The organism is Cohnella rhizoplanae, assembly GCF_948329515.1.
Classification (GTDB): Bacteria; Bacillota; Bacilli; order Paenibacillales; family Paenibacillaceae; genus Cohnella; species Cohnella rhizoplanae.
Genome location: NZ_CAOJCN010000006.1, coordinates 189,496 through 206,616 on the forward strand (window position 1 = coordinate 189,496; position 17,121 = coordinate 206,616).

Genomic DNA, 17,121 nt, shown 5'->3' on the forward strand with positions numbered 1-17,121 from the left:
AAGCGACTAGGCGCCGAAGTCCGCGGGAACGCGCCTCGCGACGCCCGTACGGATGGCGGCGGCGATCACGGCCTTGCGGACGTTCGCGACGACCTGCTCGTTGAAGATGCTCGGGATGATGTAGGTCTCGCTTAGCTCGCCGTCCGTCACGACTTCGGAGATGGCGCGCGCGGCGGCCATCTTCATCTCCTCGTTGACGGCGGAGGCGCGGCAATCCAGCGCGCCCCGGAACATGCCCGGGAATACCAGCACGTTGTTGATCTGGTTCGGGTAGTCGCTTCTGCCCGTCGCGAATACGCGGACATGCGGATGGGCCAGCTCGGGATCGATCTCCGGCACCGGGTTGGCCATGGCGAATACGATCCGGTCGTTCGCCATGCTCTTGACCTCTTCCTCGCCGAGGATGCGCCCCCTGGATACGCCGATAAATACGTCCGCGCCGCGGATGACTTCCTTCAGTCCGCCCTCCTGCGCCTGGACTTGAGGCTGCCGGGCGAGCCAGTCCCACTCCGGATGATCGTAGCGCCGGCCGCGCACGATCGCGCCGCCCCGGTCCACCGGAACGAGCGCCGACACGCCGGCCGCGAGCAGCATTTTGCAGATCGATACGCCGGCAGCCCCGATGCCGTTCACGACGACGCGGATGCCGCCGATCGGCTTCCCGACGACCTTGAGGGCATTGAGCAGTCCCGCGGTCACGACGATCGCCGTCCCGTGCTGGTCGTCGTGGAACACCGGGATATCCAACTCCTCGGCCAGCCGCCGCTCGATCTCGAAGCAGCGGGGCGAGCTGATATCCTCGAGATTGATGCCGCCGAAGATCGGGCTGATCTGACGAACGGCGCGGACGATCTCCTCCGTGTCCTGCGTGTCCAGACAGATGGGGAAGGCGTCGACGCCGGCGAGCTGCTTGAACAGCATCGCCTTGCCCTCCATGACGGGCGCCGCCGCGTGCGGGCCGATATTGCCCAGCCCCAGCACGGCGGACCCGTCCGTCACGACGGCGACCGTGTTGCGTTTGATGGTGAGCGTATACGCTTTTCCGATATCTTCGTGAATGGCCGAGCATACCCGTGCGACGCCGGGGGTGTAGACGCGGGACAGATCGTCCCTGTTCTTGATCGGCATGCTCGGCTGGATCGAGATCTTGCCGCCGAGATGCGCGAGGAAGGTACGGTCCGACAGATTGACGATGCGGATGCCGTCGAGGCCGCGGAGCGCCTCCGCGATCGCTTCGTGAGAGTGGTCCGCGGCCGCGACGGTGATATCGCGCACGGAATGGCCGTCGCCCGACCGGATGACGTCGATCGACGTGATGTCGCCGCCCGCGTTGCCGATGACCGAAGCGACCGCGCCGAAGTGAACCCGGTCGTGGGCGAGTTCCAGACGAATGACCATACTGTTAAAGGACACGATGCGCCACCTGCCAGACGTTTTAATAGGATAGGGCTCGGCCGGAAGAAAGAGCGGGGGGAGGACCGCCGTTCCTGTCCGGCCGAGTCTCAAGCAGCTTCGACGATACACCAGGGGGCGTCGCGGTGTCCAGCGGATATGTCATCAAAATTAACACGAATCAACGGAGTATACCGTTTTCGTCAATCCCGTTTCTGTTTTCATGCGAGGGGTCTCTCTATAATTAGGATACACGCAGCCCAACCTCTCATGGAAAGAAGGAGCAGCAATGATCGAGATCGTAAAAGAGCAGGAACCGATGACGCCGATGGAAAAGGGACAGCTGGAAGGTACGGTCGCCTCTATCATCGACCGGGTGCAACGAGAAGGGGACGCCGCGCTGAAGGCGTTCCTGAAGCAGTTCGACAACGTCGAGCTCGATACGCTCAAGGCGACGGAAGCGGACATCGAGGCGGCGCGCAAGCAGCTGCCCCTCACGCTGCTGGAGGATATGGCGTTCTCCATCGAGCGCATCAAGGCGTTCGCCGAGGCGCAGCGCCGCACGCTGACCGAGTTCGAGCAGGAGATGATCCCGGGCGTATTCCTCGGCCAGCGCGTCATCCCGATCGAAGCCGTCGGCGCCTACGTCCCCGGCGGCCGGTACCCGCTCCTCTCCTCCGCGCAGATGGCGATCATCCCGGCCAAGATCGCCGGTGTGTCGCAGATCCGCGTCTGCACGCCGCCGATGAAGGACGGCCGCATCCACCCGGCCGTTCTGCTCGCGGCGCACCAGTCCGGCGCGGACGAGATCTTCGCCGTCGGCGGCGCGCAGGCGATCGCGGCGCTGGCCTACGGCACCGAGAGCATCAAGCCGGTGAACAAGATCACCGGCCCGGGCAACCGCTTCGTCACCGAGGCGAAGCGCCAGGTGCACGGCACGGTCGGCATCGACCTGCTGGCGGGGCCGAGCGAGGTGCTCGTCGTCGCCGACGAGACGGCGAAGCCGGCGTACGTCGCTGCCGATCTGCTCGCGCAGTCGGAGCATGACGTGCACACGCAGGCGATCCTCGTATCCACGAGCCGCCCGCTGGCCGAGGCCGTCATGGCCGAGATCGAGCGCCAGCTCGAGACGCTGCCGACGGCCGCGACGGCCCGCGCGTCCTGGGAGAAGCGCGGCCGCGTCATCGTGACCGACACGCTCGAGGAAGCCATCGCAGAGGCCAACGATCTGGCATCGGAGCATCTGCACATCCAGATCAAGGACGCCTATCTGCACCGCGACAAGTTCACGAACTACGGCTCGCTGTTCCTCGGCGAAGAAGCCACGGTCGTTTTCGCGGACAAGGTGTGCGGCACCAACCACATCCTGCCGACGAGCCGCGCGGCCAAGTATACCGGCGGCGTATGGGTCGGCACCTTCCTCAAGGTCGTGACCTACCAGCGCGTCGCTCAGGAAGGCGTAGAACGTCTGGCACCGCATTGCGTAAGGCAGTCGTATCGCGAGGGCTTGATCGGCCATCTCCGCTCGGCCAATATCCGTCTGACCGGCGAGCTTGACGCCAAGCCCGAAGCGGTCCTCGAGGTCGCGCAGTTCTAAGCGGTCCCGGCCGTCCTGCCGTCCTGCCGACATCGTTCTCATCGATGTGCGGCGGGGCGGTATTCCCCGGGGCGTTCCTGAAGAGAGCGCGAGCTTAGGTGACATGCAGGTCATTGTCGTAACCGCTGTCAATATAAGGTCGTAGCGCCAAAGTCGATGTGATGTTAATTTTAATAACACATAAAGTCAATTACGTGCACCAATTCCGTCAATAGCGTTGATATTCAGTGCAAGTGGCCCCTTATATAATTGGAAGCAGAAGCAATCATCACAACACAGATCGGAGGTGTGGCGCCATAGACGCTTTTGCGGAAACCAATCGAAAAAAGACAAACGACGGGCCCGCGGCGCGCGCCCAAGCCGACGGCCAGCCTCGCGCCTCCAAAGTCCGCAAAGCGAAGCTGAGCAAATGGCTTGTATTTACGGCCTTCGTCGGACCCGCGGTACTCTGTTTCCTGCTGATCCAGTTGATCCCGTTCGCAGTGGGGATCTACTATTCCTTTACCTCCTGGAACGGCGTCAGCTCCGCCGTCGACTGGGTAGGACTCGATAACTTCAAGCGAATCCTTACGAACGACAGCAAGTTCGCGGATTCCTTCCTGTTCACCGCCAAGTTCACGGTCGTCGCCGTCCTGGCGAGCAACGTCATCGGTCTCGGGCTGGCGCTGATGATCAACGGGGCGCTCAAGTCGAAGAACGCGCTCCGCACGGTCTTCTTCATGCCCAACGTCATCGGCGGCCTGCTGCTCGGCTTCATCTGGCAGTTCATCTTCGTCAAAGGGTTCGCGGCCGTCGGCAGCGCGACGCATATCCCGTTCTTCGAGCTTCCCTGGCTCGGCGACGCCAATACGGCCTTCTGGGCCATCGTCATCGTCTTCGCCTGGCAGCAGAGCGGTTACCTGATGATCATCTACGTCGCTGCGCTGCAGGGCGTGGACAACTCGCTCCTCGAGGCGTCCCGGATCGACGGCGCGAGCCGCTGGACGACGATGCGCAAGATCGTCCTGCCGCTGATCGCGCCGGCGTTCACGATCTGTCTGTTCCTCTCGATGTCGCATGCGTTCAAGATTTACGATCTGAACTACTCGCTCACGGGCGGCGGTCCGTTCAACTCGACGCTGTCGGTGGCGATGAACATCTATTCCGAAGCATTCACCAACAATCACTACGGTATCGGCTCGGCCAAGGCCCTGATCTTCTTCGTGGTCGTGGCGCTCGTGACGCTCGCGCAGGTTCTGGTCTCCAAGCGGCGGGAGGTGGAAACGTAATTGGACAACAAATACACCTCCCGCACGTTCGCCCTGGAGATCGTCGCCGTCGTCATCGCGCTGCTGTTCATGGTGCCCTTTTACTTCGTGTTGATTAACGCGGTGAAGAGCAACGCGAACATCCTGCTCGATGCCGCCTCGTTCCCCAAGGACGTGATCTGGGACAACTTCCAGCGTGTCTGGAAGCTGCTCCACTTCCCGCGGGCGTTCATGAATTCGCTTCTCGTCACCGTCCTGGCCAACGTCGGGCTGATCGTCATCAGCTCGATGGCCGGCTGGATGCTCGCCCGGACGCCGGGCAAGGTCAGCCGCGTATTGTTCGTCTTGTTCGTCGCGGCCATGGTCATCCCGTTCCAGACGATCATGATCCCGCTAGTCAAGCTGAGCGCGTCGCTGAATCTCGTGAACAGCATCCCGGGGCTCGTGTTCATCTACTTCGGCTTCGGGGTGTCGATGACGATGTTCCTCTTCCACGGCTTCATCAAGTCAGTGCCGAGGGAGGTAGAGGAGTCCGCAGGCGTAGACGGCTGCTCGCCGTTCGGCGTATTCTGGCGGATCGTGTTCCCGCTGCTTAAGCCGATCGTCGTGACGGTCGTGATCCTCAATACGCTATGGATCTGGAACGACTATCTGCTGCCGCGCCTGATGCTGCAAGACGCCGACCTGCATACGATTCCGGTCGCGATGAGCGCCCTGTTCGCCCAGTACAACAAGCAGTGGGATCTCGGCCTGGCGGGTCTGGTCATCGGCACGCTGCCCATCGTCGTCTTCTCGCTTCTGCTGCAAAAGCATATCGTCAAAGGCATCGCGGCCGGCTCGGGCAAATAAGGACCGGCAGTAAGTCCCCGCGCAATCGTGGTATTATTCTGGCGGCCGCCTGCGACCGAAAGAATCATATATAGCTTGAGCAACCCACTATCAGGAGGTCGGTAGAGAGATGAAGCGGATTGGAATGTTGGGCGTATCGATGGTAGGACTGGCGATGGCGGTATCGGCTTGCGGAAGTTCCGACGACAATGCGAACCATGCTTCGCCCGCAGCTTCGGGCAGCGCGAGCGCCAGCACGAGTGCCAGCGCTAGCCCGGCTGCCGGCGGCGAGCCCGTTACGATCAAGGTGTTCCAGCTGAAGGTCGAGATCGCGGACAAGTTCGAAGCTATGGTCAAAGAATTCGAGGCTGCGAATCCGAATATCAAGGTCGAAGCCGAGACGGTCGGCGGGGGCACCGGATATATGGACGCGCTCAAGGCGAAGTTCGCGGCCGGCGAGGGCCCCGACATCTTCAATAATGGCGGCGCCAAAGAGATGCAGCTGTGGAAGGAGCATCTGGCCGACCTGTCCGACCAGCCTTGGGTCAGCCACCTGCTGCCCGGCACCGGAGACGGCATGAAGGACGCCGACGGCAAGCTGTACGGCATGCCGATGAACATGGAGGGCTACGGCTACCTCTATAACAAGGACCTGTTCGCCAAAGCGGGCATCACCGAGCTGCCGACGACGCTGACGGGACTGCAGGCGGCCGCGCAGAAGCTGAAGGACGCGGGCATCACGCCGTTCGCGAACGGTTTCTCCGAATGGTGGATCATCGGCAGCCACTTCACGAACGTCGCCTTCGGTCAGCAAGCCGACCCGGCCGGCTTCATCCAGCAGCTGAACGACGGCGCGGCGACGATCCCGTCCAACGAGATCTTCAAGCAGTTCCAGAACCTGATGGATACGACGATCAAGTACAGCAACGACAACCCGCTCACGACCGACTACAACACGCAAGTGACGCTCTTCGCCTCCGGCAAGGCCGCGATGCTGCAGCAAGGCAACTGGGTCGAGAGCATGATCGGCGACATCGATCCGAACCTGAACGTCGGCATTCTGCCGATGCCTGTAAACGACGAAGCCGGCTCCGACCGCATCGTGGCGGGCGTGCCGAACAACTGGGCGGTCAACAAGGATTCGGCGCATGTCGATGCCGCCAAGTCGTTTCTTGACTGGATGGTATCCTCGGAGGCCGGCCAGCGGTACATGACCGAGCAGTTCGGCTTCATCCCGGCGTTCGACAACATTCCGACGGATAAGCTGTCCCCGCTCAGCCAGGACATCGTCGCCTTCTCCAAGGCGGGCAAGGCGATCCCGATGATCTGGACGAGCTGGCCGGACGGCGCGAACAAGGAGTTCGCCGCCGCGCTGCAGGAATATGCCGCGGGCAAGATCAAGTGGGACGAAGTGCTAAACAAGATGCAGGAGTCCTGGAACATCCTGAAGTAATCATACGAGCGCGAGCGCGAGAAGGGATGCCCCGGGCATTCCTTCTTCGGCCTCGGCGGGCCTGTCGGGCGAAGGGGAACTCTTATATACTGGAATTCAACTACGACGAGACGAAGATAGGAGAATCCCGTTGATCCGGACAAGCCTGCGGAACAAATTCATCATCCTCCTGCTCCTTATCAGCGTTCTGCCGTTCGCTTCTTCCGTACTCTTCACTTACTTGTATACGCGCGACTCGTTGAAGGATCAATTCCTGCAGGAGAACGTGAACCTGATGAGTCTCGGCAGCGTGCATCTGGAGAGCTATATGAACGAACTGATGGATATCACGCTGTCGTTTTACAGCGACCCTGCCTTTATCAACTATCTGCGGACGGCCGACCGCGAGAACGACTACGAGACGTTCTGGACGGTGCGGGACGAGCTGACGCAGGTGCTGTACGCCAACGAGAATATCCGGCTGGTCCGGATCGCTCTACTGAAGGACAAGCGCAACATCCTCGTGTCGAAAAGCCGGGTCGGCTTCTCCGCGATCACCGATGCGCAGCTGGCGGAGTACGCGAAGGTGGACGAGAGTCCCAATCACGTATATATCGAGACCGTGCCCGGCGCGGTTCAGGAAGGCGGCGTCTCCGGTACGGCTTTTACGATCCTCCGTTCCTTGACCGACGCGCCTTCGACCAATCTGCTCGCCTATTTCTCGATCGAGGTCGGGCCTGCCATGGTGAGGAGCATCAGCGAGAAGCTGTACACGCCCGGGCAGGAGTATTTCTCCATTCTGACTTCAGAAGGGGAGCCGGTATTCAGCTCGGATGCCGGCTACGAGGACCCGGAGCTGGTCGAGCGGATTCGCGGGCTGCCGGGGGACAGCGGCACGCTCGAGTGGGACGGAGGCGGCTTCCGCGGGATCGTCCTCTACGAGCGGATCGCCAAGACGGACGGCGGATGGATTCTGATGAAGAGCATTCCTTATGAGAATCTGTACAGGCAGGGCTTCCGCATCACGCAGATCAACATCGCCATAGGCTTCGTCGGCATCGCGTTGGCGATGCTGGCCGCGCTGTTTTTCTCTTTTCGTCTGACCTCTCCGCTGCGCATTCTGCTGGACAACATCCGCCGCATCGAGAAGGGCAAGATGCAGGTCGGCTTCGAATCGCTGGGCCACGACGAGATCGGCGTGCTCGGCGAGAGCTTCCGGCAGATGGTCGGCCGGCTCAATCATCTGATCGACCGGGAATACAAGCTGGAGATCGAGAACAAGGCGAACCAGCTGAAGGTGCTGCAGTCCCAGATCAATCCGCACTTCCTGCACAACGCGCTGCAGTCGATCGGGGCGCTCGCGCTGAAAAATCACGGGGCGCAGGTGTACGCGCTCGTGACCAACCTGTCCAAGATCATGCGCTACAGCATGAACACGGACGAGGACAAGGTGGCGCTTATCCGGGAGATCAACAACGCCGAGGCGTTCCTCCTGCTTCATAAAGAGCGGTTCGACGACGAATTCGAATACGCCATCGACGTCGACGCCGCGGTCCTGAACCTCCCTGTGCCCAAGATGCTGCTGCAGCCGATCATCGAGAACTACTTCAAGCACGGCATGGATCTAAGCGGAGGCAAGGTCGGCATGCTTCGCGTCGACGGCCGGCGGGAAGGGGGAGAACTCGTGCTCGTCGTCGCCGACAACGGGCGCGGGATCGAACCCGACCGGCTGCGGGAGCTGTACGCGCAGCTCCATGAGGATCGGCGGGGCCGGCACGGGGAAGAGGCGAATATCGGTCTTCGCAGCGTGTACTTCCGGCTGCGGCTGTATTACGGCTCCCGCGCCAGCCTGCGGCTTGCGGAGGGCGAGACGGGCGGATTGCGGGTGACGATCCGGCTTCCTATCGAGAATGCGGCGGAGGGTGAAGGGCAATGAAAGCCATCATAATCGACGACGAAAAGCATGTAAGAGGCGTCCTGCGCTTGCTGGCGGACTGGGAGCGCTTCGGTATCGGCGAGGTGCTGGAGGCGAGAGACGGCGAGGAAGCGAAGAAGCTGATCGAGGCGCACGGGCCGGAGATTATATTCACGGATATGAATATGCCGAATCTGGACGGCATCGGGCTGCTGGAGTGGCTGCGCGAGCATGCCGAGGGCAGCAAGACCATCGTCATCAGCGCGTACGACGACTTTCACTACATGCGCAATGCCATCTTCTACGGGAGCTTCGACTATATTCTCAAGCCGATGGAAGCCGACGTCCTGAACGAGACGCTCGGCAGGGCGGTGGAGGCTTGGCATCGGGAGGCGGTCAGCCGCAGGTCGGCGTTCGAAAACGACAGAATCGCGAATGCCGCGAAGCCGCTGTACTGGGACCGGGTGCTGTCCGGTTTGCTCGGCAGGTCGCCTGCGCCCGAGGCGGCCGAGAGGCTCGCGCGCGAGTTCGGCGCGGTGCCGGGGCGCGACCTGTTCACGGTCTTCCTGATCTCCGTGCGCGCTTATGCGACCATGAAGGCCGAGGGCGATACGGAGCGCGCGTTCGCGGCGCTGCTGCCCGTGTGCGGCGAAGTCCTGCAGCGCGGCGAAGGCGTCGCCTTCCGCCATACGGCCAAGCCGGACGAGCTGGCGGTCCTGGCCTGGAACCTCAAGGACGCGGATGCGCTGGCCAAGCGGCTGCATGCCGGGATCTGGCAGGCGACGCGGATGAAGCTGCTGGTCGCCATAGGCAAGGAGGCGCGCCAGACGGCGGACGCCTATGAATCGGCGCTGGAGGCCCTGATGCGGTGCGACCTGCAGAGCGCGTTCAAGGCGAGAGCCGTGGTCCGCCACGACGTTGTCGAGTCGCGCCCGGTGCTGCACCTGGTCGATTATGCGCAGGATCTGACGCTGGCGCTGCAGAGCGGCAGCGCGGAGGGCGCGGACCGGCTGCTCGATCGCATGCTGGAGACCGTCAGGGCGTCGGGCGGCATGACCTTCGAGCAGCTGCACAACTGGGAGAGCCAGTACCGGCTGCTGCAGGCGCGCTGGCTGCAGGAATACGATATTCGCGACACCCGCGCGCTGGGCGGCGGCGACGGGTACTGGGACGAGGACGGCAGCTTCTCCATGCGCCGGTTCCGCGACGAGAAGCGGAGGCAGTTCCACGAGCTGATCCGGCTGCTGCACGACGTGAAGTACAAGAAGGAGAAAAACAGCATCCGGGAGATCGAGTCCTATCTGCGGCAGAATTACAAGCGCGAGGTCACGCTCCAGGAGATCGCCGAACGATTTTACCTGAGCCGGGAATATATCTCGCGCAAGTTCAGGCAGGAATTCGGGCTGACCATCACCGATTATGTGACCCAAGTGCGCATCGAGAAGGCGAAGGAGCTGCTCGAGAATCCGCATCTGAAGGTGTACGAGATCGCGGATTTCGTCGGCTATCAGAACGATAAATACTTCATTAAGGTGTTCAAGCGGGCGGAGGGCGTCACGCCGAGCGAGTACGTACGCGCGCGCGCGGAGATCAGGCGGGGCGGGCGGCCTGGCTAATCGCCCGGCGGCGGGAAGGAACGGCAATCATGGCAGACAGGCGTTGGACCGCGGAGGCGGCGTTGTTTTTCGCGATAAGCGTGCTGTTTTTTATCAGCATTACTTCTTTTGATCCTTTTGTATCCTCGTATGCGGCGGATCTCGGCATACCGGCCGTGCTGATCGGCAGCATGGTGGGGATCACGGGGCTCGCCTCGATGGTCGCGAGGCTGCCGGTCGGCATCGTCTCGGGATTCCTGTCGCGGCGACGGCAGTTCATTCAGGCGGGCTTCGCGCTGACGGCCGTCAGCTGGACGATCGCCTATCTGGCGCCGGGCGCCGCGACGCTGTTCGCCGGCAAGCTGAGCAACGGCCTGGCCGGCTCGGTCTGGGTGATCTATACCGTGATGTTCGCTTCCTACTTCGCGGCCCGGGACGGCGCGAGGGCGATGGCGGTCATCTCGGTCGCCTCGCCGCTCGGCTCCCTTGCCGGCTCGACGATCGGCGGACTCGTCATTCACGCGTTCGGCTACTCGGCCGGATTTCTGGTCGCGGTGTTCGCCGCCCTGCTTGCCCTTGCACTGACCGCGTTCCTCAAGGACGACGGGACGCCGGGACGCGCGCGGGCGAGCCTGGATAGACGCGCGCTGTCGGCGCAATTCGCCGATGCGCGGCTGTGGGCGATCTCGCTTCTCGGCATCGTCGTCCAGATGACGATGTACGGGACGCGGGATACGTTCACGCCGCTGATGGCGGCCCGGCTCGGCGCGGATCCGATCGCGATCAGCTGGCTGGCCAACACGCATCTGATTCTGTTCGGGCTGTCCACGGCGCTCTGTCCGTGGCTGTACCGCCGCCTGGGTCTGGGCCGGACGGGCGTGCTGGGCTTTGCGCTCCAGGGCGCGGCCATCGTAGCGATGGCTGCAGCCAAGGGGCTGCCCATGCTGTTCGCGCTGCAGGCCGTCGCGGGCATCGCGTACGGGATGGCATTCACGGTTTTGATGTCGATCGTGCTGGAGTCCGCCCGCCCGCAGGAGAAGACGATGCGCATGGGCTTTTTTCAGAGCATGTATTCGGTCGGCGTGTTCGCCGGCCCGCTGCTGCTTGGCCTGCTGGTCGACGGCGTCTCGGAGGCTGCGGGATTCGCGGCGTGGGGCGTTCTGTCCGTGCTCGGCGCGCTCATGACCGGATGGCTGTTGTATCGCCGCCGGAGCGAATCGCATCCCGGAGATGCGAGCCGCTCCGGCGGCTCGGAAGGAGAGGGATACCGTGGGGCCGTACAGGACCATTAAAGAACTGCAGGAAGCCTATCGGCAGGGGTGGGTCTCGCCGGAGGAGATTGCAGAAGATTGCTTGACGCGGATCGAGACGGCGGACGGCGCTTACCGCTCCGTCATTACCGTAACCGGCCAATCGGCCCGGCGGCAGGCGCAAGCGGCGGGGGCGCGGCTGGCGTCCGGCGACGGGGGCGGCGCGCTGCTCGGCGTGCCCGTCACCTACAAGGATAACGTCGACACGGCCGGCATCCGGACCACCAATGGCTCGCATATCGACCGGGAACGTGTCCCGTCGCGCAACGCGGCCGTCGTGGATCGGTTGGAGGCGGCCGGGGCGGTAGCGGTAGGCAAGGCCAACCTGTACGAGTACGCGTTCGGCATTACGTCGGACAATCCGTTCTACGGCGCCGTGCGCAACCCGTGGGACGTGCGCTATATGGCCGGCGGCTCGAGCAGCGGCTCGGCGGCCTCGGTCGCCGCGGGCTTCTGCCTTGGCTCGATCGGCACGGATACGGCGGGCTCGATCCGCGTGCCGTCGTCCTGCTGCGGCGTCGTCGGCCTGAAGCCGACGCATGGCCTGATCCCGGCGGACGGCGTCGAGACGCTGTCGTGGACGCTCGACCACGTCGGGCCGATCGCCGGCAGCGTCGCGGATGTCGCGCTGCTGCTCGAGGCGGCAGCCGGGCGGTCCTATGCGCGCGCGTGCCGTGCGGACATCCGCGGCATGCGGATCGGCGTGCCGCGCGGACTCGTGTACCGGCGAATCGAGCCTGCCGTACGGGCGCTGTTCGACGAGGCGTTGGCGGCGCTCGCCGAGCTCGGCGCGGTGCTGGTCGACGTCGAGCTGCCGCTGGCCGATCGGGCGATCGACGTGGCCGTAGGCATCGCCACGCCGGAGGTCGGCTACGTGCATCGCGAGCGCATCGCCGCCTCGCTGGCGCTGTATGGCGACGGCGCGGCGGACACGTTCGCCCGCAGCCGCGCCGCGCTGGCGCATGAGTATATGGACGCCATGCGCCTGCGCGCCGAGATGACAAGCGGCCTGGACGCGCTGTTCGGCGACGTCGACGCGATCGTCACGCCCACCATGCCGGCGGCGCCGACGCTGCTCGGACAGGAGGAGGTATTGTTCCCGGACGGGGTGTCGGAATCGGTCCACGAATGCATGATCCGCTTCACCTGCCTGTACAACGTGACCGGACATCCCGCGTTGTCGGTCCCGTGCGGGCTGACGCCGGAGGGGCTGCCGGCCGGGCTGCAGATCGCCGCCGCGCGCCACTGCGAAGAGACGGCGCTGCACGTGGCTTATGCCTACGAACAGGCGGCGCTTCCCGGATTTTATGCCGAGCGGGAGAGCCGGCTTAAGCGAATTTGATCTCCTCTACGATGAATGCATACAAACGAAAAGGTGGCAATTCTCATGGAAACGAACAGCAGCGAAGTTAAATCGGCCGAATCCGCATCCGTCGAGCAGCCGAAGAACGGAGCCGGACGGATCGCCTCCGCGTCCCGGGCCGCGCCTGCCGCGCCGCCTCGTCGGATTAAGCAGAGTAACGTGTTCTATGCCGATGCCGAAGACGTGAACATGATCGACGCGAACGACGATTACGATTACATCCATATTCCCGAAGACAAGCAGCGCAAGCAGAGCATGGCCGGCTTCGATCCTGCCTACAACAACATCGTCGATTACATCGTCAAGATCACGCGTCAAATTTGGAAGGAAAAAGATATCGGCCTCATCTACGAAACTTACAGCCACAACGTATCCGTGCACAAGGGGCTGCTCAACAGCCACGGGGTGAACGAGGTCGTGTCGGGCACGCTGCAGACGCTGCACGCATTTCCCGATCGCAAAGGGCTGGGGTGGAGCGTGATCTGGTCCGGAGACGACAAGGAAGGGTTCTTCACCTCGCACCGAGGCAAGTCGATGGGCACGAATATCGGAGACAGTCTGTACGGACCGGCTACGAACAAGAAGGTCGTATTCCGCACGACGGCCGACTGTATGGTCCTGAACAACAAAATTTACGAGGAATGGCTCGTGATGGATACGTTCCATATGGTACAGCAGCTGGGCCTCGATCCGGTCGAGATCGCCAAGGGGCTGGCGAAGGGCACGAAGACGCTGACCGCGCCGCTGCACTTCGGGTTCCCGGAGACCGCGGAGATCGGCTTGCCTCCGGCGCCTTACCAGCGGCAGTTCGACGAATTCGAGATCGGCGACTTCATGCTGGAGATGATCAACCGGGTCTGGGAGCGCAGATCGTTTAACTATGTAAAGGAATTTTATGATCCTAGCGCCGTCATCCACTACGTCTGCAATCGCGATCTCGTGGGCTCGCAGGAGATCAAGGGCATGTTCATCAGCTTCTTCGCCTCGATCCCGAACGGCAAGACGCATATCGACCGGATCACCTGCAACCGGCGCGGCTCGGATCTGGACTGGGACGTCGCGGTGCGCTGGCGCATTCAGGGCACGCACGAGGGCATGGGCTACTTCGGCAAGCCAAGCGGCAAGCCGATCGAGATCTTCGGCGTGAATCACTACAAGGTGAAGGCCGGCAAGATTATGGAAGAGTGGTTCCTCTTCGACGGCATCGACGTGCTGCGGCAGATCTATATGGAGACGGGCGCCGAAGCATCGGCGGCGGGCGCCTCCGCCGGCGCGGGCGGCGACGGCAGTTTTCCGGGCGTATCTTAATCGAAAAGCCGTCAGGGTGCATTTGCCCTGGCGGCTTTTTCATTGATCGCAGCTCTCCGGGCGAAAGAAGTCTCAACCGGAAATAAACCGAAGCTTCCACGCGGCTCCCCTTGCCGAAGAAGTCTCAACAGGAAACAAATCGTGCTTCGACGCGGCTCCCCTTGCCAAAGAAGTCTCAACGAGAGACAAATCGTGCTTCGACGCGGCTCCCCTTGCCGAAGAAGTCTCAACGAGAAACAAATCGTGCTTCGACGCTACTCTCCTTGTCAAAACAGTCTCAACCGGAAACAATCGATGCCCGGCGCGGTCTCTCAGCTGCAGGCGCAGTTCAGCACGGGCTTGCGCGCCGCCTGCGTCTCGTCCATGCGCCGCACGACGGTGTCGTACGGGGCGTTCAGGACCAGTTCCGGATTCGTCCGGGCCTCCTCGGCGATCCGGATCATCGTGTCGATGAAGCCGTCCATCGTCTCCTTGCTCTCCGTCTCCGTCGGCTCGATCATGATGCACTCCTCCACGTTAAGCGGGAAGTAGATGGTCGGCGGGTGGTAGCCGAAGTCCAGCAGCCGCTTCGCCACGTCGAGCGTCCGTACGCCGTACGCCTTCAGGCCGCGGCCGGACATGACGAACTCGTGCTTGCAGACGCCTGGATAAGGGAGCTCGAAGTGCGGCGCCAGACGGTGCATCATATAGTTGGCGTTCAGCACGGCATTCTCCGAGACCGCGCGGAGCCCCTCGGGCCCGTAGCTGCGGATGTACGTGTAGGCGCGGACGAGGATGCCGAAGTTGCCGTAAAAGGCTTTGACCCTGCCGATGGACGACGGGCGGTCGTAGTCGAAGAAGTAAGTGCCGTCCTCCCGGCGGCCGACGACAGGCTTCGGCAGGTAAGGAATCAGCAGGCGCTTCACGCCGACGGGGCCGGCGCCGGGACCGCCGCCGCCATGCGGCGTGCTCATCGTCTTGTGCAGATTGAGATGCACGACGTCGAAGCCCATGTCGCCGGGCCGCGCGATGCCCATGATCGCGTTGGAGTTGGCCCCGTCGTAGTAGAGGAGGCCGCCCGCCTCGTGCACGATGGCGGCGATCTCGACGATCTGCCGCTCGAACAGGCCGAGCGTGCTCGGATTGGTCAGCATGAGCGCGGCGGTATCGGCGCCGACGGCGGCGCGCAGCGCGTCCAGATCGACCATGCCCTCCGCGTTCGATGCGATCGTCACCGTCTCGAGCCCGGCGAGCGTCGCGCTGGCCGGATTGGTGCCGTGCGAGGAGTCCGGCACGATGACCTTGGTTCGCTTCTCGCCGCGCGCCTCGTGATAGGCCCGGATCATCATGAGTCCGGTCCATTCGCCGTGGGCGCCGGCTGCCGGCTGCAGCGTCACCTGGTCCATGCCGGTCAGCGCGGCCAGATCGCTTTGCAGCGTGTGCATGAGCGCCAGCGCGCCTTGGATGCTGTCCTCCGGCTGATAGGGATGGATCTTGGCGAAGCCTGCGAAGCGGGCGGTGTCCTCGTTGATCTTGGGATTGTACTTCATCGTGCAGGAGCCGAGCGGGTAAAAGCCGTTGTCCACGCCGAAGTTGCGCCGGGACAGCTCGGTATAGTGGCGGACGACGTCCACCTCGTAGACCTCGGGCAGCGCGGCGGGCGCCTCGCGCAGCATGGCGGAGGGGACCAGGTCCGCGGGATCGCGCCGGGGGACGTCGCAGGCGGGCAGCGAACAGGCGACCCGTCCGGGCTTGCTTAGCTCGAAGATCAGCGCTTTTTCCTTGATCGTCGTCATCGGGTGCATGCCTCCAATCGTTGGGCGAACCGGTCGATCTGTTCCTTCGTTCGCTTCTCGGTGACGGCGACGAGCATATGCCCCGCGAGCTCGGGATAGGCGCCGCCGAGATCGTAGCCGCCGAGGAAGCCCTCCGCGAGCAGCTTGCCGTTCAGTTCCTGGGCCGTCGTGCCATCCGGCAGTCTGAGGACGAATTCGTTGAAAAAGGGCGCGGAGAAAGCGAGCTCCCAACCTTCGGCTTCGGTCAACCGGCCCGCGGCGTAATGCGCCTTCTGGAGATTGAGGTCGGCGGTCTCCCGGAAGCCCGTCTTGCCCATAACGGACAGGTAGATCGACGCGCTGAGCGCGAGCAGCGCCTGGTTGGAGCAGATGTTGGAGGTCGCCTTCTCGCGCCGGATATGCTGCTCCCGCGCCTGCAGCGTCAGCACGAAGCCGCGCTTGCCGTCGATGTCCTTGGTCTGCCCGACGATCCGTCCGGGCATGCGCCGCATGAGCGGCTCGGCGACCGCGAAGAAGCCGCATGTCGGCCCGCCCAGCGAAGCGGATATGCCGAGCGGCTGCGCGTCGCCGACGACGATGTCGGCGCCGAGCTTGCCGGGCGCCTCGAGCAGGCCCAGCGACAGCGGGTTCGCGCTGGCGACCAGCAGGGCGCCGGCGCCGTGCGCGATGTGCGCCGCCTGCGCCAGGTCCTCGACGCAGCCGAAAAAGTTCGGCGACTGCAAGAGCACCGCCGCCGTCCCCGGCGAGACGGCATCGCGGAGCCGATCCAGGTCCGTCGCGCCGTCCGCATAGCCGATCTCGACGATCTCCAGATCGGCGCCGCGCGCCATCGTGCGCAGCATCTCGCGCGACTCCGGATGTACGGCGCGCGAGACGACGAGCTGCCTGCGCTTCGTCGCGCCGGCAGCCAGCGATCCTGCTTCGGCGAGCGCGGTCGCGCCGTCGTACATGCTGGCGTTGGCGACGGCCATGCCGGTGAGCTCGCAGATGTAGGATTGGAACTCGAAGATCGCCTGCAGCTCGCCCTGGCTGATCTCGGGCTGGTAGGGCGTATAGGCCGTGTAAAACTCGGATCTGGAGATCATGTGGTTGATGACGACGGGTACGTGGTGGTCGTAGATGCCGGCGCCGAGGAAGCTGACATAGCGATCCGTGTCCGCGTTGCGGTCGGCCAGCTCCCTCATATGGGTCAGCAGCGACATCTCGTCCAGCGGTCCGGACAGGGGCAGCGTGCCCTGATAGCGCACCTGCTGCGGAATGTCCGAGAACAGATCCTCGACGGACGCGACGCCGATCGTCTCCAGCATCTCCTCGCGGTCCTGCTCCGTCAGCGGCAGATAGCGATGCGTATAAGTCATC

12 protein-coding genes are annotated in these 17,121 nt (G+C 63.4%); 9 read left to right on the forward strand and 3 right to left on the reverse strand.

The features are described 5' to 3' along the window. Positions 1-6 precede the first annotated feature (6 nt). Positions 7-1,413, reverse strand: a complete 1,407-nt coding sequence (locus tag PQG80_RS12375; protein ID WP_271751652.1) for an NAD-dependent malic enzyme — start codon at positions 1,411-1,413, stop codon at positions 7-9. Positions 1,414-1,681: 268 nt separating this feature from the next. Between PQG80_RS12375 and hisD the strand changes: the two genes are divergently transcribed. From hisD to PQG80_RS12420, 9 genes are all read left to right on the forward strand, one after another. Continuing rightward, complete coding sequence (gene hisD, locus PQG80_RS12380) at positions 1,682-2,989, forward strand: histidinol dehydrogenase (RefSeq protein ID WP_271751653.1); 1,308 nt, start codon at positions 1,682-1,684, stop codon at positions 2,987-2,989. A gap of 401 nt (positions 2,990-3,390) precedes the next feature. Continuing rightward, complete coding sequence (locus PQG80_RS12385) at positions 3,391-4,257, forward strand: carbohydrate ABC transporter permease (protein WP_271751751.1); 867 nt, start codon at positions 3,391-3,393, stop codon at positions 4,255-4,257. Then, positions 4,258-5,085 carry a carbohydrate ABC transporter permease gene (locus PQG80_RS12390; RefSeq protein ID WP_271751654.1) on the forward strand — a complete coding sequence of 276 codons (828 nt, stop codon included), beginning with the start codon at positions 4,258-4,260 and terminating at the stop codon, positions 5,083-5,085. It abuts the gene before it with no gap. Positions 5,086-5,194: 109 nt separating this feature from the next. Next, complete coding sequence (locus PQG80_RS12395; RefSeq protein WP_271751655.1) at positions 5,195-6,517, forward strand: ABC transporter substrate-binding protein; 1,323 nt, start codon at positions 5,195-5,197, stop codon at positions 6,515-6,517. 130 nt (positions 6,518-6,647) lie between these two features. Beyond that, positions 6,648-8,432 carry a sensor histidine kinase gene (locus tag PQG80_RS12400; RefSeq protein ID WP_271751656.1) on the forward strand — a complete coding sequence of 595 codons (1,785 nt, stop codon included), beginning with the start codon at positions 6,648-6,650 and terminating at the stop codon, positions 8,430-8,432. Further along, on the forward strand, positions 8,429-10,027 hold the full coding sequence (locus PQG80_RS12405) for a response regulator (protein WP_271751657.1): 1,599 nt from the start codon (positions 8,429-8,431) through the stop codon (positions 10,025-10,027). Before PQG80_RS12400 ends, PQG80_RS12405 begins: the two co-directional genes overlap by 4 nt. 29 nt (positions 10,028-10,056) lie before the next feature. After that, positions 10,057-11,298 (forward strand): MFS transporter, encoded by a 1,242-nt coding sequence (locus PQG80_RS12410; protein WP_271751658.1) that lies wholly within the window; start codon positions 10,057-10,059, stop codon positions 11,296-11,298. Then, on the forward strand, positions 11,276-12,658 hold the full coding sequence (locus PQG80_RS12415; RefSeq protein WP_271751659.1) for an amidase: 1,383 nt from the start codon (positions 11,276-11,278) through the stop codon (positions 12,656-12,658). Before PQG80_RS12410 ends, PQG80_RS12415 begins: the two co-directional genes overlap by 23 nt. A gap of 45 nt (positions 12,659-12,703) precedes the next feature. After that, complete coding sequence (locus PQG80_RS12420) at positions 12,704-13,987, forward strand: ester cyclase (RefSeq protein WP_271751660.1); 1,284 nt, start codon at positions 12,704-12,706, stop codon at positions 13,985-13,987. Positions 13,988-14,298: 311 nt separating this feature from the next. Here PQG80_RS12420 and gcvPB read toward each other — a convergent pair whose 3' ends face one another. Both gcvPB and gcvPA read right to left on the reverse strand, forming a co-directional pair. Further along, positions 14,299-15,762, reverse strand: coding sequence for an aminomethyl-transferring glycine dehydrogenase subunit GcvPB (gene gcvPB / locus PQG80_RS12425; protein ID WP_271751661.1), 1,464 nt, complete (start codon positions 15,760-15,762; stop codon positions 14,299-14,301). Beyond that, positions 15,759-17,120 carry an aminomethyl-transferring glycine dehydrogenase subunit GcvPA gene (gene gcvPA, locus PQG80_RS12430; RefSeq protein WP_271751662.1) on the reverse strand — a complete coding sequence of 454 codons (1,362 nt, stop codon included), beginning with the start codon at positions 17,118-17,120 and terminating at the stop codon, positions 15,759-15,761. Before gcvPA ends, gcvPB begins: the two co-directional genes overlap by 4 nt. Between the last annotated feature and the right edge of the window lies 1 nt (position 17,121).